Source organism: Sphingopyxis chilensis (assembly GCF_035930445.1).
In the GTDB taxonomy this organism is placed as follows: Bacteria; Pseudomonadota; Alphaproteobacteria; order Sphingomonadales; family Sphingomonadaceae; genus Sphingopyxis; species Sphingopyxis chilensis.
Window position 1 is genome coordinate 1684360 of the sequence record NZ_CP142394.1, and the last position, 13752, is coordinate 1698111.

Sequence of the window (13752 nt, forward strand, 5' to 3'; positions counted from 1 at the left end):
GTGACCGCTTCCCTGCTTCCGACGCTGCCCGTGCGCGCCGGCATCGGGCTCAAGCCGCAGCATTATGCCGATGTGCTGGCGGCGGCGGAGCAGGGAAGGGCGCCCGCCTGGGCCGAAGTCCACCCCCAGAATTACTTCGGCGCGGGCGGGCCGCCGCACCGCTGGCTGACCGCGATCGCCGAGCATCTGCCGATCAGCTTTCATTCGGTCGGGCTGTCGCTGGGCTCGGCGGCGGGCGCCGATCGCGACGAACTTGACGCGCTCGCGGCGCTTTGCCGCCGCTATGCGCCGGCGATGGTCTCCGATCATCTGAGCTGGACCAACGGGCCCGACGACAAGTTTCCCGACCTGCTGCCGATCCCTTATAGCCAACCGGCGCTCAATCATTTCACGGCCGAAGTCGGCCGCGTGCAGGACCGGTTGCGCCGCCCCCTCCTGATCGAAAATCCCTCGCGCTACCTCGCTTATGCTGGTGACGATTGGAGCGAGGTCGATTTCCTGCACGAGCTTTGCCGGCGCAGCGGGTGCGGCTTGCTGCTCGACATCAACAATGTCGAGGTTTCGGCCTTCAATCTCGGGCTCGATCCGGTGGCGTGGCTCGACGCTTTCGATCCGCGCCATGTCGGCGAAATCCACGTCGCGGGCCATGCGGTCAAGGACGACGACATGGGCGGGACGATCGCGATCGATGACCATGGGTCGCCGGTGCGGGCGAGCTGCTGGAACTTGCTGACTCGATTTCTGGGCCGGGCGGGTCCGAAACCCGTTCTGATCGAATGGGATACCGACGTTCCCGATTATGCGACGCTGATCGCCGAGTCTGCCAAGGCCGACGCGCTGCTGCGGGCGCCAGCCCATGCTTGAACGGCAACAGGCGGCGATCGCAGCAACCCTGCTGCGTGGTCCGGCCCATCTACCTGCCGATCTGTTCGCGGGGGGCGACGCCGCCGTGATGCGCGGGCTTCGCGTTCATGCCAACACGATATCGCACGCGCAGCTCGTCGCGCTCGAAGAGACGTTTCCGCGCACCCGCGACTATCTGGGCGAGAGGGAATTCAACCGGCTGTCGCGCCTGTTTGTCGACGAAGGTGGGGCCGAGAACCGTTCGTTGAACGACATCGGCGCGGACTTTGCCGACCGGCTTGCCAATCCGCGTGCCGCGGACCTCGCGCGCGTCGAGTGGGCCTGGCTCGCAAGCTACCATGCCGCCGATGCGCCCGCGCTGGCGCTAGCCGACCTGCTCGGTCTCGGAGAATCCGGGCTGCTCGACCTGCCCGTCCGGCGGCACCCCGCGGCGCGCGTTGTCGTGCTGGCCAGCGATGCCGCGCCGCTCGTCGATCCGGCCTTCGCGTCCGAAACGCGGGCGCTGCTCGTCACGCGTCCAGATGCTGAAGTTCGCCTGTTCGCGATCGAACCGGCCGCGGCAGCCGCGCTCGGCACGGCGCAAGAAATCGCGCCGATCGGTAACCTCATCGCGCATCTTGCCGAACAGCATCCGGACGGCGGCGCCGCAATCGCGGCGCTCATCGAGGCCGGGGCTTTCGAGAGGGTTTGAGCGATGAATGCGATTACGGGATTTTATGACAAGGGCGTAGCCATTGCGGGGTCGCGGCTCGCCGAAGGGGCTGCGTTGTTGCTGCTGCGCGTCGCGCTCGCGGGCGTCTTTTGGCGATCGGGGCAGACGAAGGTGCTCGAGGGTAGCTTCGTCAAGATCGATCCGTCGCAATATGATCTGTTCCGCAGCGAATTTTCAGGGCTGCCGCTCGATCCCGCGATCGCAGTGCCGCTGACGACCTTTTCCGAGCATTTTTTCCCGGCGTTGCTGCTTTTCGGGCTCGCAACGCGCTTGTCGGCGGGCGCCCTGCTCGTGATGACGCTCGTCATCCAGATTTTCGTTTTCCCCGACGCCTGGTGGCCCGTTCACTCGCTGTGGGCGGCGATGGCCGCGATCCTGATTGTGCGCGGCGGCGGACTGTTTTCGCTCGACGCGGTGATTGCTAGGATGCGCACGAAATGAGCATCGACGAACCTTCGCTGGCGCGCTTGATGGCCGCATCGCAGCGGGGAGATCGAAGCGCCTATCGCGCGCTGCTCGTCGATTGCCGCAAATGGCTCGAACGTTATTTCGCGCGGCGGATCGCGCCGCACCATATCGACGACCTGGTGCAAGAAACGCTGGTGTCGATGCACCGCAAGCTTGCGACATGGGACAGCGGGCGCGCGTTCCTGCCGTGGCTCGCGGCGATCGCGCGTTATCGCTGGATCGACATGCTGCGCCGCCAGCGTGACGAGGCCGAACTCGGGGACAATGATGCCGCGGTCGGCGCCGAGGATGAAGCGGTCCATGCGCGGCTGAGCATCGACCATCTGCTGACGCTGTTGCCGCCAAAGCAGGCGCAGGCGATCACGCTGGTCAAGATCGAAGGCGCATCGATAGCCGAGGCATCACAGATTTGCGGGCAGAGCGAGTCGCTCGTCAAAGTGAATATCCACCGCGGGCTCAAGAAGCTTGCCGAACTGATTGAAAGCGAATGAGATGAAGGACGCATCGATCGACGATCTGATCGACGACCTCGCCGGGGACTTGACGCCCGTGCGGCCACGGCGCGTCGCGCGCGGGTCCATGTGGGTCGCGGCCGGCTGGGTCGCGGGCGCCGCGGCGTTGCTGTTGATCTTCGGCTTGCGCGAGGATCTGGCGGTGCGCGGAATGCCGCCGCTTTCGATGCTCGCCTTCTGGTTGACCGCGGCGACGGGACTTGCCGCGACATGGAGCGCTCTGCGCATGGGGTTGCCGGGTGTCGGGCGCGATTATGGCGGCTGGCGCTGGGCGGTCGGCGCCTCGCTGTCGCTGCCGCTAGCGGCCCTCGTCGCGTGCATCACCGACGGGCATGCGGCGATGGAATCCGCGCGCCACGGCTTTGGCCTGCGCTGCCTCTTGCAAGGCGTGGCATCGGGTTTGGGAGTCGGCGCGGCGCTGTTCTTCTGGCTCAAGGCCGGCGCGCCGACGTCGCCGACGCGCGCGGGCTGGGTCATCGGCATCGCTGCGGGCGCAGCGGGCGCGACGATCGTCGCGCTTCATTGCGCGAGCGACGACGTCGTCCACATCGCGCTCTGGCACGGCGCAGCGGTCCTGCTTTCGGCGATTGCGGGGCGGCTGGTCCTGCCGCGTTTCCTGCGCTGGTAGGACGCGTCACGCCTTGCTTGGGATCGTTTCCTGCCGCTTCATCCATTCCTCCCGGTACCAGGCGACAAAAGCGGGTATTCCGGTGGTGATCGGGGTGGTCGGGGCAAAGCCGAGATCGCGGCTGATATCGTCGATATCCGCGGCCGTCTGGTAGACGTCGCCGTCCTGCATCGGCAGCAGGTTGATCTCCGCCCTGCGACCGCATGCCATTTCGATCGCATGGATAAGTTCGGTGAGCTGTTCGGGGCGGTTATTCCCGATGTTGTACAGCCGGTGCGGCGTCGTAAAGCCACCCGGCTTCTCGCGCTGGTCGTCTTCGGGCGGGTGATCGAGTGCCAGGACGACGCCGTTGACGATGTCGTCGATAAAGGTGAAATCGCGGAGCATGTCGCCGTGATTATAGACGTCGATCGGCCGGCCCTGGAGAACCGCTTCGGTGAATTTCCAGACCGCCATGTCGGGCCGCCCCCACGGGCCGTAAACCGTGAAAAAGCGAAGGCCGGTCTGGGGTATCCTGAAGAGATGCGCGTAGGTTTCGCTCATCAATTCGTCGGCCCGTTTCGTCGCCGCATATAACGAGATTGGCGTATCGGCGCGGTCGGCCACCCGAAAGGGCGCGTCGGCGCGCATGCCATAGACCGACGACGACGACGCATAAACCAGATGCGCGACCGAGCGGTGGCGCGCCAGCTCGAGAATGTTGACGTGCCCCGCGACATTCGAGTGAATGTAAGCGGCGGGGTTTTCGAGCGAATAGCGGACGCCGGGCTGCGCGCCGAGATGGACGATCCGGTCGATCCGGTGGCTGGAAAGCGCATCAGCGAGCGCGCCGGCATCGCCAAAATCGACATCGATAAAGGTGAAAAGCTCGCCATGGTTGGCGTTGAGGTGCGCGACGCGCGCATGTTTGAGCTCGACGGAGTAATAGGGCGTCAAATTGTCGATACCGACGACGGGTTCGCCGCGGTCGAGTAAAGCCGACGCGACGTGCATTCCGATGAAGCCGGCCGCGCCGGTGATAAGCGTCGTCAAATCTCTTCCCCTTTTCGTCCGCCAGCCTTGGCAGTGCGTAGCAAGCCGATCGGTCGATTCACAGGCAAACGCGTCAGGCTGCATGCGATATTCGAGCCCGGGAGCACAAATTTCGCACGCGCTCTTACGGGTTTGTCGAAAAGCGGAAAATCATTGAAATTTGGTGAGCCCTGCTGGGTTCGAACCAGCGACCTACTGATTAAAAGTCAGTTGCTCTACCGACTGAGCTAAGGGCCCATCCGGCGCCGGGATCTTGCGGCGCGCGAAGTGAGCCGTCGCCCTAGTGCGCGGAGGCGCCCCGGTCAACCGGCTTCGGACGCGTCAGGCGTGCGGCGAGCTGGCGGATGCTCCGCCCGGTCAGCGGATGCTGCCATTCGGGGACGATCGCGCGGAGCGGGCCGAGCACAAACGCGCGGTTGGACATGGCGGGATGCGGAATCGTCAACGCCGCGTCAGACCAGACGCCCCCCGACCAGAGCAATATATCGAGATCAAGCGTGCGCGCGCTCCAGCGCTGGCCGGTGCGTCGGCCGAAGCTGGCCTCGATCTGCTGCAGCCGTTCGAGCATTTCGGGGGGACTGAGTTCCGAAGCGACGAGCGCGACGGCGTTTGCATAGCGCCGGCGCGACGGGCCGATCGGGTCGCTCGCGATGATCGGACTGGCGTCGACGGCCTCGATATCGTCGCTTTCGAGCGCGGCGAGCGCCGCCAGTAGCACCGCGCGCGGTTCGCCATAACGCGCATGGCGACGGTTCGACCCGAGCCCGATGGCATAAAGCGGAAGCGGCGTTGCGTTGCTCATGACCTCGCGCCTATCGCAGACGCGTGGAAATTGACAGCCCATTGCCCGGAACCGAGCCGCCGCGCGATTGCCCGCGCTGCCCGCGGCTTGTCGCGCTGCGGCGCAAATGTCAGTCAGAGCATCCTGACTGGTGGAATGCGCCGGTCCACGCGTTCGGCGATCCCGATGCCTGGCTTGCATTCGCGGGGCTGGCGCCGGGCAAACATGGCGCGAACCGCACCGGGCGGCCATTCACCGGCGATTATGCGGGGGACCTCTTATTTGCGACGCTTGCCAAGTTCGGGCTGAGCCGGGGGCGATATGATGCGCGGCTTGACGATGGCCTGACGCTTGATGGCGCGATCATCGTCAACAGCGTGAAATGCCTGCCGCCCCAGAACAAGCCGACGCCGGTGGAAATCGCGAATTGCCGACCATTTTTCGAGACGCAACTGGCGGCCTTGCCACAGGTCCGCGTGATCATCGCGCTCGGACGGATCGCGCATGACGCGACATTACGTGCGGCCGGCGCGAGACTATCTGTTCATCGTTTCGGCCACGGAGCGGTACATCGGCTGCCCAACGGCCGGCATCTGATCGATAGCTATCATTGCTCGCGCTATAACACGAATACCGGCAGGCTGACGCCCGATATGTTTGCCGATGTCTTTCGTACCGCGCTGGCGCTCAAGGGTCAGACGAGCGGGCCGAATTCCTCGACGAGACCGCGGTAAAGCACGCGTTTGAATGGGACGATCAGTTTCTCGACCTCGTTGAGGTCCGCCCACTTCCATGCCCGGAACTCCTGATGCTTGGTGTGGATGTTGACGTCGCTGTCCTCGCCCATGAAGCGCATCAGGAACCAGTGCTGGCGCTGGCCGCGATATTTTCCGCCCCACATCTTGCCGATCAGATGGTCGGGCAGGTCGTAGAAATATTCCTCGCGGCTGCGCGCGATGATCTCGACGAGCCCGCCGTGGACGCCGGTTTCCTCGCCCAGCTCGCGGATGGCCGCCGTTTCGGCATCTTCGCCATCGTCGATGCCGCCCTGCGGCATTTGCCAGGCTTCGCTCGTCGTATCGAGTCGCTGGCCGACGAAGACGCGGCCGTCGCGGTTGGCGAGCATGACGCCGGCGCAAGGGCGGTAGGGGAGTTTGCTGTGATCGATCATGAAGCGCCGTTAGCTTCGGCGACGATCGCCTTCAATACGGTCAATGCCCCGCGAATATCTTCTTTCGCGCTCGGGATACCCTGCGAGAGGTTGATATAGCCGTGGATCGTTCCCTTTGCCTCGCGGTAGGTTGTCGGGACGCCGGCTTCGACCAGCTTCGCTGCATAGGCGCGGCCCTGATCGCGCAGCGGATCGAGCCCCGCGGTGATCAAGAGCGTCGGCGGCAGGCCTTCGGCCGGGAAATCGAGCGGCGAAGCGCGATAGTCGGCGGGGTCGGCGGCATAATGGTTGCCGAACCAGGTCATGCCGCCCTTGGTCAGCAAATGACCTTCGCCGAAATCGCGATAGCTCTGCCAGTCGTCGTGCGTCGTCACGGCGGGATAGATGGGATGGATCGCGATGACGGGTTTCGAGGCGGGCTTGTCGCGCAGCGTCAGCGCGGTCGCGATCGTCAAATTGCCGCCGGCGCTTTCGCCCGAGAGCACGAGGCCGGTGCAGGGGATATTGTCGGCAACCCAGCGCGTCGCGGCTTCGCAATCCTCAGGTGCGGCGGGGAAGGGATGCTCGGGCGCGAGGCGGTAATCGACCGCGATCACCGGCATGTCGAGCAGGCGCGCGGCTTCCGCGCAATAGGGATCGTGGGTGTCGAGGTCGCCGATCACCCAGCCGCCGCCGTGATAGAAGACCATCACCGGTCCGGTTTCTCGGGTAGGGCGATCGTCGTAGATGCGGATGGCGATATCGCCCGCGGGGCCGGGAATCGTCCGATCCTCGACATGCGCGATGTCGCCGCGCGGGACGTCGGCGAGCTGGCCCATCACCCGGAACATCTCGCGCCCGCCTTCGGGCGGCATTTCCTCCATCTTCGGACCTTCCTGCGCGTTCAGAAAGGCAAGGAAGGCCGCCACATCGGGGCGCGTGTAAGGGGTGGTGCCGTCGGTCATTCGCGTCTCTCCCTGATCGATATTTCCGCCATGCTATTCGGTATCGGCGGGCCAAATTCAATCCCGAAATGAAACCCACTTGCGCTTCGCCCTTTGCGGCGCACAATTTTTTCTCAATTGCGGCTTGGGGCGCAGAGGCCTACGCCCATGTCAGAGGTTCGCAAGATTTGAGGCAGAGGAAAACATGGCGACAGCGGTAGAGGACCGGGCCGACGGCGAGCGGCAGTCCCCCCTTTCGGATGCAGTGGTTGTTCGATTTGCCGGCGATAGCGGCGACGGGATGCAGCTGACCGGCGGTCAGTTCACCCTTTCGTCGGCGCTCGCGGGCAACGACTTCGCGACCTTCCCTGATTTCCCGGCCGAGATCCGCGCGCCGCAAGGCACGTTGTTCGGCGTGTCGGCCTTCCAGATCAATTTCGGATCCTCGGCGATCGACACCGCGGGCGATGCGCCCGACGTGCTGGTTGCTATGAACCCCGCGGCGCTCAAGACCAATGTCCCGCAATTGAAGCAGGGCGGGCTGATCATCGCCGACGAGGGCGAGTTCAACGACCGCAATCTCGCCAAGGCGAAATATGAGGCGAACCCGCTCGACGACGGCAGCCTCGCCAAATGGCAGCTGCTCAAGCTCAACATCAGTCAGTTGACGATGGACGCGGTGAAGCCCTTCGGCCTCGGCAACAAGGAAGCGCTGCGCTGCAAGAATATGTGGACGCTGGGGCTCGCGCTCTGGATGTTCGACCGCGATCGCCAGCCGCTCATCGACTGGCTCAATGCGAAATTCGCGAAGGCGCCCGATCTCGCGGCGGCGAACGTCGCGGCGCTCAACGCAGGGCACGCCTATGGTGAGACCGCCGAGCTCGCGGGTCCGCTCAAACAGCACCATGTCGATCCCGCGCCCGCGGCTCCGGGCCTCTATCGCACGCTGACCGGCGCCGAGGGCATCGCGCTCGGGCTCGTCGCGGGGGCGCAGCTTGCAAAGCTGCCGATGTTCTTCGGTGGCTACCCGATCACGCCAGCGTCGGCGATCCTCCACCACCTGTCGCGGCTCAAGGAATATGACGTCACGACCTTCCAGGCCGAGGACGAGATCGCGGCGATCTGCTCGGCGATCGGCGCGAGCTATGGCGGCTCGCTTGGCGTGACGTCGTCGTCAGGCCCCGGCATCGCATTGAAAGGCGAGGCGATGGGCCTCGCGATCATGACCGAGCTGCCGCTCATCATCGTCAATTCGCAGCGCGGCGGCCCGTCGACCGGCCTGCCGACCAAGACCGAGCAGTCGGATCTCTATCAGGCGGTTTACGGCCGCAACGGCGACGCGCCGCTGCCCGTCATCGCGGCGCGCTCGCCCGGCGACGCGTTCGAATGCGCGATCGAGGCGGTCCGCATCGCGGTGCAATATATGACGCCGGTGATGCTGCTGACCGACGGCTATATTGCCAACGCCGCCGAGCCGTGGGCGGTGCCCGACCTCACGACCTATGAGGCGTTCCCGGTCGAGTTCCTGACCGAAGTGCCCGAGGGCGGCTTCAAACCCTATGGCCGCGACGAAAAGCTCAAGCGCCCGTGGGTCAAGCCCGGCACGCCCGGCCTGCTCCACCGCATCGGCGGGATCGAGAAGGAAATCGACACCGGGCATATCAATTACGAGGCGTCGAACCATCAGGCGATGACCGACATCCGCAAGGACAAGATCGATGGCATCAAGGTGCCCGATCAGGTGGTTGAACTCGGTGCCGAGGGGGGGAGGCTCGCGGTCGTCGGCTGGGGATCGACCTTTGGCCCGGTCCATCAGGCTGTGCGCCGCCAGCGCGCCGAGGGGGCGGACGTCAGTCACGTCCATATCCGCCACATCTGGCCGTTGCCTGCCAATCTCGGCGAGCTGCTCAAGAGCTATGACAAGGTCATCGTGCCCGAAATGAACACCGGGCAATTGAAGACCGTGCTGCGCGACCAATATCTGGTCGATGCGAAGCCAGTGAACAAGGTGTCGGGCCAGCCCTTCACCATCGCCGAAATCGAAGCCGCCATCGAGGAGGCACTCAAATGAACGAGATGACGACCATCGCGCGGACGACGACGCTGAAAGACTGGGAAACCGATCAGGAAGTGCGTTGGTGCCCCGGTTGCGGCGACTATGCGATCCTGAAAGCGGTGCAGCGCACCATGCCCGAAATCGGCACCGCGCCCGAGAATACGGTGTTCGTCAGCGGCATCGGCTGCTCGTCGCGCTTTCCCTATTATATGGAAACCTATGGCTTCCATACGATCCACGGCCGCGCCCCCGCATTCGCGACGGGGCTGAAGCTTGCCAATCCCGAGCTCGACATCTGGATCGTCACTGGCGACGGCGACGGGCTGTCGATCGGCGGCAACCACACGATGCACCTGATCCGCCGCAATCTCGATTGCCAGATCATGCTGTTCAACAACGAGATTTACGGGCTGACCAAGGGCCAATATTCGCCGACGAGCCGCGTTGGCACCACCAGCCCGTCGACGCCATATGGCTCGGTCGACCGCCCCGCGCAGCCCGCCGCGTTTGCGTTGGGTGCCGGATCGCGCTTCGTAGCGCGCGGCTTCGACGTGTCGAAGAAGCTGCCCGAGGTTTTGAAAGCGGCCCATGCCCACAAGGGCGCGGCCTTTATAGAGATTTTCCAGAATTGTATCGTCTATAACAAAGACGTGTTCGAGGATTTTGCGGCGCCGAAGGGCGCCGAGGATCGCCAGCTCTGGCTCGAGAATGGCGAACCGATGCTCTATGCCAAAGGCACCAAGGGCATCGCGCTCGACGGCGAAGCGCTGCACCTCAAGACCGTCGATGTCGTCGATGGCGACTGGCAGTCCGCGGGCGTGATCGTCCATGACGTCACCAACCGCAGCGTCGCGCACATGCTAGTCGAAATGCGCTTTGGCGAATTCCCTATGGCGCTCGGGGTCCTCTACGATGACCCGCGCCCGACCTTCGAGGCCGATGTCGTCCGCCAAAACCAGGCGGCGGCCGAAGGCAAGAAGGCCGACCTGCAGGGTCTGCTCAAAAAGGGGCAGACCTGGACCGTGACAGAAAGCGGGCCGGAACTCTGATCATCCATTCCGCGACATGGATAATCTGACGCACAGCCTTGTCGGCGCACTTCTCGGGCAGATGGGGCTCAAGAAGAAGACCGGCCTCGCGATGCCGACGCTGATCATCGCGGCGAACCTGCCCGATATCGACGCCGGCTGCGCGATTTACGGCATCGAGTCGCTATCGATGCGGCGCGGGATCACGCATGGGCCCATCGCGCTCGTCGTGCTGCCGATCCTCCTGTGGGCGCTTATGCTCGCTTTCGACCGCTGGCAGGAACGGCGTGGCAAGCGGCCGTCCGATCGATTGCCGATCGATAAGGGGTGGCTGCTCGCGCTCGCTTATATCGGCTGTCTCAGCCATCCCGCGCTCGACTGGCTGAACAATTACGGCATCCGCCTGCTCGAACCGTTCAGCCATCGCTGGTTCTATGGCGACAGCATCTTCATCATCGACCTGTGGATATGGGTCGCCCTCGCCGTGTCGGTCTGGCTGTCGCTCCGCCGTGAGCGACTTGCGACGGCCGACTGGCGGCGGCCCGCTTGGATCGGCTTTGCGGCGGTGTGCGCCTATATTTTCGCGAACGGCCTGATCACCGGCGCTGCCGAACGCATGGCCTCGATCGCGCTCGACGCGGGCGGCCGGAAAGGCGCGCTCGTCGTGGCCAGCCCGCCGCCACTGGCGTTCTGGAAACGCGACATCTTCTGGCGCACCGCCGATCGTTACGGCACCGCGAGTTTCGTGCCCGGCGTGGGCGGACATGTCGATCTGACCGGCAGTCCGACGGGCATGGACGATTCGCGTCTCGCGACCTGGGTAAAGGCCGATCCCGCGGCGCGGGCCTTCCTCTTCTGGGCACGGATGCCGGTCGCGCAAAAAGACGGGGACGCGATTCTGCTGCGCGACCAGCGCTTCATGCACCCCCTCGCGCAGGATCGTTTCCAAGTGCGGCTGACCGCGCCGGATACCGCCAGCGATCCCGAATGACAGCGCGCGCGTGACGTCATGGCGGTGCGCGCTTCAACCGATTGTCAGCGCGGTGTGTTTGGGGCAGGAAGGTGACAATGAACACGCATGTCAGCCCGCGCCGCGGTAAGGAACTGCTCCGCGCCGATCGCGCCTATCGCGCGGGCGGGGGCATGGCGCGGCTGATTGCCCTGGCGCCGGCGCGCCTTTTCCACCGCCTGCTCGACCGGATCGACGCGGGGCTGGCGCAGGGCACGATCGAGGGGCATCTGCCCGACGGCAGCGTGCGCTTGCTCGGCGGCCGCGGCAAGGGACCGGTGGCGGTCGTCCACCTCCACAATTGGGCGGCGCTGGCACGGCTTGCGCTGTCGGGGTCGGTCGGCTGGTATCGCGCGTTCGAGGCGCGCGAATGGTCGTCGCCAGATCCGGTGCCGCTGTTCGATCTGTTCATGCGCAATGGCGAGGCGCTGGGCAATGCCGGACGGGCTCGGGGGCCGTGGCGCTGGCTGAACCGCGCGATCCATTCGCTGAACCGCAACGACCGTCGAGGAGCCCGGCGAAACATCCATGCCCACTATGATTTGGGTAATGATTTCTATCGCTTGTGGCTCGATCATTCCATGAATTATTCGAGTGCGCTTTTCACCGATCCGGGGCAGTCGCTCGAAGATGCGCAGGCAACTAAAGTCGATGCGATCCTCGACCGGCTCGACTTGCGTTCGGGAAGCCGGCTGCTCGAAATCGGCTGTGGGTGGGGCGCGCTCGCCGAACGCGCTGTCGATCGGCATGATGTACTTTACACCGGCATCACCCTGTCGCCGGCGCAGGCCGAAATCGCCGACGCGCGGCTGAACGCGGTCGATCTGTCGGGACGCTCGCGGATCGAGCTTTGCGACTATCGCGACGTGCAGGGCCCCTATGATGCGATCGCGAGCGTCGAAATGGTCGAGGCGGTCGGCGAAGCCTATTGGCCGGCCTATCTCGACGCCATCGCCCGGCTGCTGCGTCCCGGCGGCAAGGCGGCGATCCAGTATATATCGATCAACGATGCGCTGTTCGAACGCTACGCGGCGAGCAGCGACTTCATCCAGGCTTATATCTTCCCGGGCGGCTGCCTGATTTCCGAAAGCCGCTTTCGCGCGCTGGCGGAGGCGAGGGGGCTCGCATGGCGCGACGTGCGCCGTTTCGGCGGCGATTACGCCGAGACGCTGCGCCAGTGGCGCGAACGCTTCGACGCAGCGGTCGCGGCCGATCAGCTTCCATCGGGTTTCGATGAGCGATTCATCCGGCTCTGGCGCTATTATCTGCAATATTGCGAAGGCGGCTTTCGTGGCGGCGGGATCGATGTCGCGCAAGTCACGCTCGAAAAGACGGCCTGAAAACAGGGGAGGAAGCGAAATGCGAAGATTCTTGGCGGCGGTGCTTCTGTGCACCGCGGCGGCGGGGTGCAGCGCGCCCGCGACCACGCAAACCACCGACCAATTGCCAAAGGATCTGAATGTGCTGTTCTGGACCCAGGATCAACGCGACGCCGCCTTCCGCACGATGGAGACGGTGCCAAAGGTCGCCGTGAATATGGTAGAGGCGGGCGATGCGGTCTATCCGCTGCCGCAGGGTGCGCCGATCGATCTTGGCACCGATGTCGATGCCTATATGGCGAAGCAGCGCAACGCCGGGTTGATCATCGTTCAGGACGGCAAGATCCGGCTCGAGAAATATGCGTTGGGATATGGTGCCGCGGGGCGCTGGACGAGTTTCTCGGTCGCGAAGAGCTTCACCTCGACTCTCGTCGGCGCGGCGGTGAAGGACGGCTATATCAAGAGCCTCGACGACAAGGTCACCGCCTATATCCCGGGGCTCAAGGGCTCGGCCTATGACGATGTCAGCGTGCGGGAGCTGCTGACGATGACTTCGGGCGTCAAATGGAACGAGGATTATACCGACCCCAAGTCCGACGTGGCGCAGTTCAACCTGCAAAGGCCTGTCGAGGGCGAAGACATAACTGTAAGCTATATGAAGAGCTTACCGCGCGAAGCACCCGCAGGTTCGAAGTGGGTTTACAAGACCGGCGAGACCAATTTGATCGGCGTGCTCGTATCGAGCGCGACCGGCAAGACGCTGTCACAATATCTGTCCGAAAAAATCTGGAAGCCGTTCGGTATGGAACAGGATGCGGTATGGATGCTCGGGCCGACGGGACACGAGATCAGCGGCTGCTGCATGTCGGCGAGCCTCAAGGATTATGCGCGTTTTGGGCAGTTCATCCTGAACGGCGGTGTTGCGGGCGGCGAGAAGGTGCTGCCCGACGACTGGATTGCGTCGGCGACCACGAAGCAGGCGGGAATCGACGTGCCGGGACGTGGCTATGGCTATCAATGGTGGACGAACGACGACGGCAGTTTTGCCGCGCAGGGCATTTTCGGGCAGGGGATTTTCATCGATCCGAAGAGAAAGCTGGTGATCGCATCGAACGGCAACTGGCCGACCGCGACCGATCCCGAAGGCGTCGGCGCTGCGCGCGAAGCATTCTACAAGAGCGTGCAGGCGGCGGTGGATGAAGAGGCTGCAAACTGATTTTTATCATCCCGGCCTTCGCCGGGATGACAA

At 64.3% G+C, this 13752-nt stretch carries 15 protein-coding genes and 1 tRNA gene; 11 read left to right on the forward strand and 5 right to left on the reverse strand.

The window, feature by feature from the left end; translation table 11 throughout:
* The 5 genes from bufB to VSX79_RS07585 are packed head-to-tail and all read left to right on the forward strand — an operon-like array spanning position 1 to position 3184.
* Positions 1-864, forward strand: coding sequence for an MNIO family bufferin maturase (gene bufB, locus VSX79_RS07565; protein WP_326915063.1), 864 nt, complete (start codon positions 1-3; stop codon positions 862-864).
* Positions 857-1555: a DNA-binding domain-containing protein gene (locus VSX79_RS07570; protein ID WP_326915064.1), complete on the forward strand. Its 699-nt coding sequence runs from the start codon at positions 857-859 to the stop codon at positions 1553-1555. The genes bufB and VSX79_RS07570 overlap by 8 nt, the downstream gene beginning before the upstream one ends.
* A 3-nt stretch (positions 1556-1558) precedes the next feature.
* Positions 1559-2017 carry a DoxX family protein gene (locus VSX79_RS07575; RefSeq protein WP_326915065.1) on the forward strand — a complete coding sequence of 153 codons (459 nt, stop codon included), beginning with the start codon at positions 1559-1561 and terminating at the stop codon, positions 2015-2017.
* Complete coding sequence (locus tag VSX79_RS07580; RefSeq protein WP_325031412.1) at positions 2014-2535, forward strand: sigma-70 family RNA polymerase sigma factor; 522 nt, start codon at positions 2014-2016, stop codon at positions 2533-2535. Before VSX79_RS07575 ends, VSX79_RS07580 begins: the two co-directional genes overlap by 4 nt.
* Position 2536: 1 nt before the next feature.
* Entirely contained in the window at positions 2537-3184 is a 648-nt protein-coding gene (locus VSX79_RS07585; RefSeq protein WP_179496676.1) for a DUF1109 domain-containing protein, read from the forward strand.
* A gap of 6 nt (positions 3185-3190) precedes the next feature.
* Here VSX79_RS07585 and VSX79_RS07590 read toward each other — a convergent pair whose 3' ends face one another.
* From VSX79_RS07590 to folK, 3 genes are all read right to left on the reverse strand, one after another.
* Positions 3191-4216, reverse strand: a complete 1026-nt coding sequence (locus tag VSX79_RS07590) for an NAD-dependent epimerase/dehydratase family protein (protein WP_326915066.1) — start codon at positions 4214-4216, stop codon at positions 3191-3193.
* Between the two features lie 161 nt (positions 4217-4377).
* Positions 4378-4453: transfer RNA gene (locus VSX79_RS07595), tRNA-Lys, on the reverse strand.
* Positions 4454-4496: 43 nt separating this feature from the next.
* A complete protein-coding gene (gene folK / locus VSX79_RS07600; RefSeq protein ID WP_179496673.1) occupies positions 4497-5018 on the reverse strand; it encodes a 2-amino-4-hydroxy-6-hydroxymethyldihydropteridine diphosphokinase in 522 nt (173 codons plus the stop codon).
* A 23-nt stretch (positions 5019-5041) separates the two neighbouring features.
* On the opposite strand from folK, the gene VSX79_RS07605 reads away from it, so the two are divergent.
* Positions 5042-5731, forward strand: a complete 690-nt coding sequence (locus VSX79_RS07605) for a uracil-DNA glycosylase (RefSeq protein ID WP_326915067.1) — start codon at positions 5042-5044, stop codon at positions 5729-5731.
* Here VSX79_RS07605 and VSX79_RS07610 read toward each other — a convergent pair.
* Complete coding sequence (locus tag VSX79_RS07610) at positions 5692-6168, reverse strand: RNA pyrophosphohydrolase (RefSeq protein WP_179496669.1); 477 nt, start codon at positions 6166-6168, stop codon at positions 5692-5694. The genes VSX79_RS07605 and VSX79_RS07610 overlap by 40 nt on opposite strands.
* On the reverse strand, positions 6165-7112 hold the full coding sequence (locus tag VSX79_RS07615) for an alpha/beta hydrolase (protein WP_326915068.1): 948 nt from the start codon (positions 7110-7112) through the stop codon (positions 6165-6167). The genes VSX79_RS07610 and VSX79_RS07615 overlap by 4 nt, the downstream gene beginning before the upstream one ends.
* A 184-nt stretch (positions 7113-7296) precedes the next feature.
* On the opposite strand from VSX79_RS07615, the gene VSX79_RS07620 reads away from it, so the two are divergent.
* From VSX79_RS07620 to VSX79_RS07640, 5 genes are all read left to right on the forward strand, one after another.
* Entirely contained in the window at positions 7297-9162 is a 1866-nt protein-coding gene (locus VSX79_RS07620) for a 2-oxoacid:acceptor oxidoreductase subunit alpha (RefSeq protein ID WP_326915069.1), read from the forward strand.
* Positions 9159-10196: a 2-oxoacid:ferredoxin oxidoreductase subunit beta gene (locus VSX79_RS07625; RefSeq protein ID WP_326915070.1), complete on the forward strand. Its 1038-nt coding sequence runs from the start codon at positions 9159-9161 to the stop codon at positions 10194-10196. The genes VSX79_RS07620 and VSX79_RS07625 overlap by 4 nt, the downstream gene beginning before the upstream one ends.
* 16 nt (positions 10197-10212) lie before the next feature.
* Positions 10213-11166, forward strand: coding sequence for a metal-dependent hydrolase (locus tag VSX79_RS07630; RefSeq protein WP_326915071.1), 954 nt, complete (start codon positions 10213-10215; stop codon positions 11164-11166).
* 77 nt (positions 11167-11243) lie between these two features.
* A complete protein-coding gene (locus VSX79_RS07635; protein WP_326915072.1) occupies positions 11244-12524 on the forward strand; it encodes a cyclopropane-fatty-acyl-phospholipid synthase family protein in 1281 nt (426 codons plus the stop codon).
* Between the two features lie 19 nt (positions 12525-12543).
* Complete coding sequence (locus VSX79_RS07640; protein ID WP_326915073.1) at positions 12544-13719, forward strand: serine hydrolase domain-containing protein; 1176 nt, start codon at positions 12544-12546, stop codon at positions 13717-13719.
* Positions 13720-13752 lie beyond the last annotated feature (33 nt).

What these genes read in the sequence shown, in the direction of transcription:
- VSX79_RS07570 (WP_326915064.1), top strand. Translation starts at nt 857, where the DNA reads ATGCTTGAACGGCAACAGGCGGCGATCGCAGCAACCCTGCTGCGTGGT.
- VSX79_RS07575 (WP_326915065.1), top strand. Translation starts at nt 1,559, where the DNA reads ATGAATGCGATTACGGGATTTTATGACAAGGGCGTAGCCATTGCGGGG.
- VSX79_RS07580 (WP_325031412.1), top strand. Translation starts at nt 2,014, where the DNA reads ATGAGCATCGACGAACCTTCGCTGGCGCGCTTGATGGCCGCATCGCAG.
- VSX79_RS07585 (WP_179496676.1), top strand. Translation starts at nt 2,537, where the DNA reads ATGAAGGACGCATCGATCGACGATCTGATCGACGACCTCGCCGGGGAC.
- folK (WP_179496673.1), bottom strand. Translation starts at nt 5,018, where the DNA reads ATGAGCAACGCAACGCCGCTTCCGCTTTATGCCATCGGGCTCGGGTCG.
- VSX79_RS07610 (WP_179496669.1), bottom strand. Translation starts at nt 6,168, where the DNA reads ATGATCGATCACAGCAAACTCCCCTACCGCCCTTGCGCCGGCGTCATG.
- VSX79_RS07615 (WP_326915068.1), bottom strand. Translation starts at nt 7,112, where the DNA reads ATGACCGACGGCACCACCCCTTACACGCGCCCCGATGTGGCGGCCTTC.
- VSX79_RS07620 (WP_326915069.1), top strand. Translation starts at nt 7,297, where the DNA reads ATGGCGACAGCGGTAGAGGACCGGGCCGACGGCGAGCGGCAGTCCCCC.
- VSX79_RS07625 (WP_326915070.1), top strand. Translation starts at nt 9,159, where the DNA reads ATGAACGAGATGACGACCATCGCGCGGACGACGACGCTGAAAGACTGG.
- VSX79_RS07630 (WP_326915071.1), top strand. Translation starts at nt 10,213, where the DNA reads ATGGATAATCTGACGCACAGCCTTGTCGGCGCACTTCTCGGGCAGATG.
- VSX79_RS07635 (WP_326915072.1), top strand. Translation starts at nt 11,244, where the DNA reads ATGAACACGCATGTCAGCCCGCGCCGCGGTAAGGAACTGCTCCGCGCC.
- VSX79_RS07640 (WP_326915073.1), top strand. Translation starts at nt 12,544, where the DNA reads ATGCGAAGATTCTTGGCGGCGGTGCTTCTGTGCACCGCGGCGGCGGGG.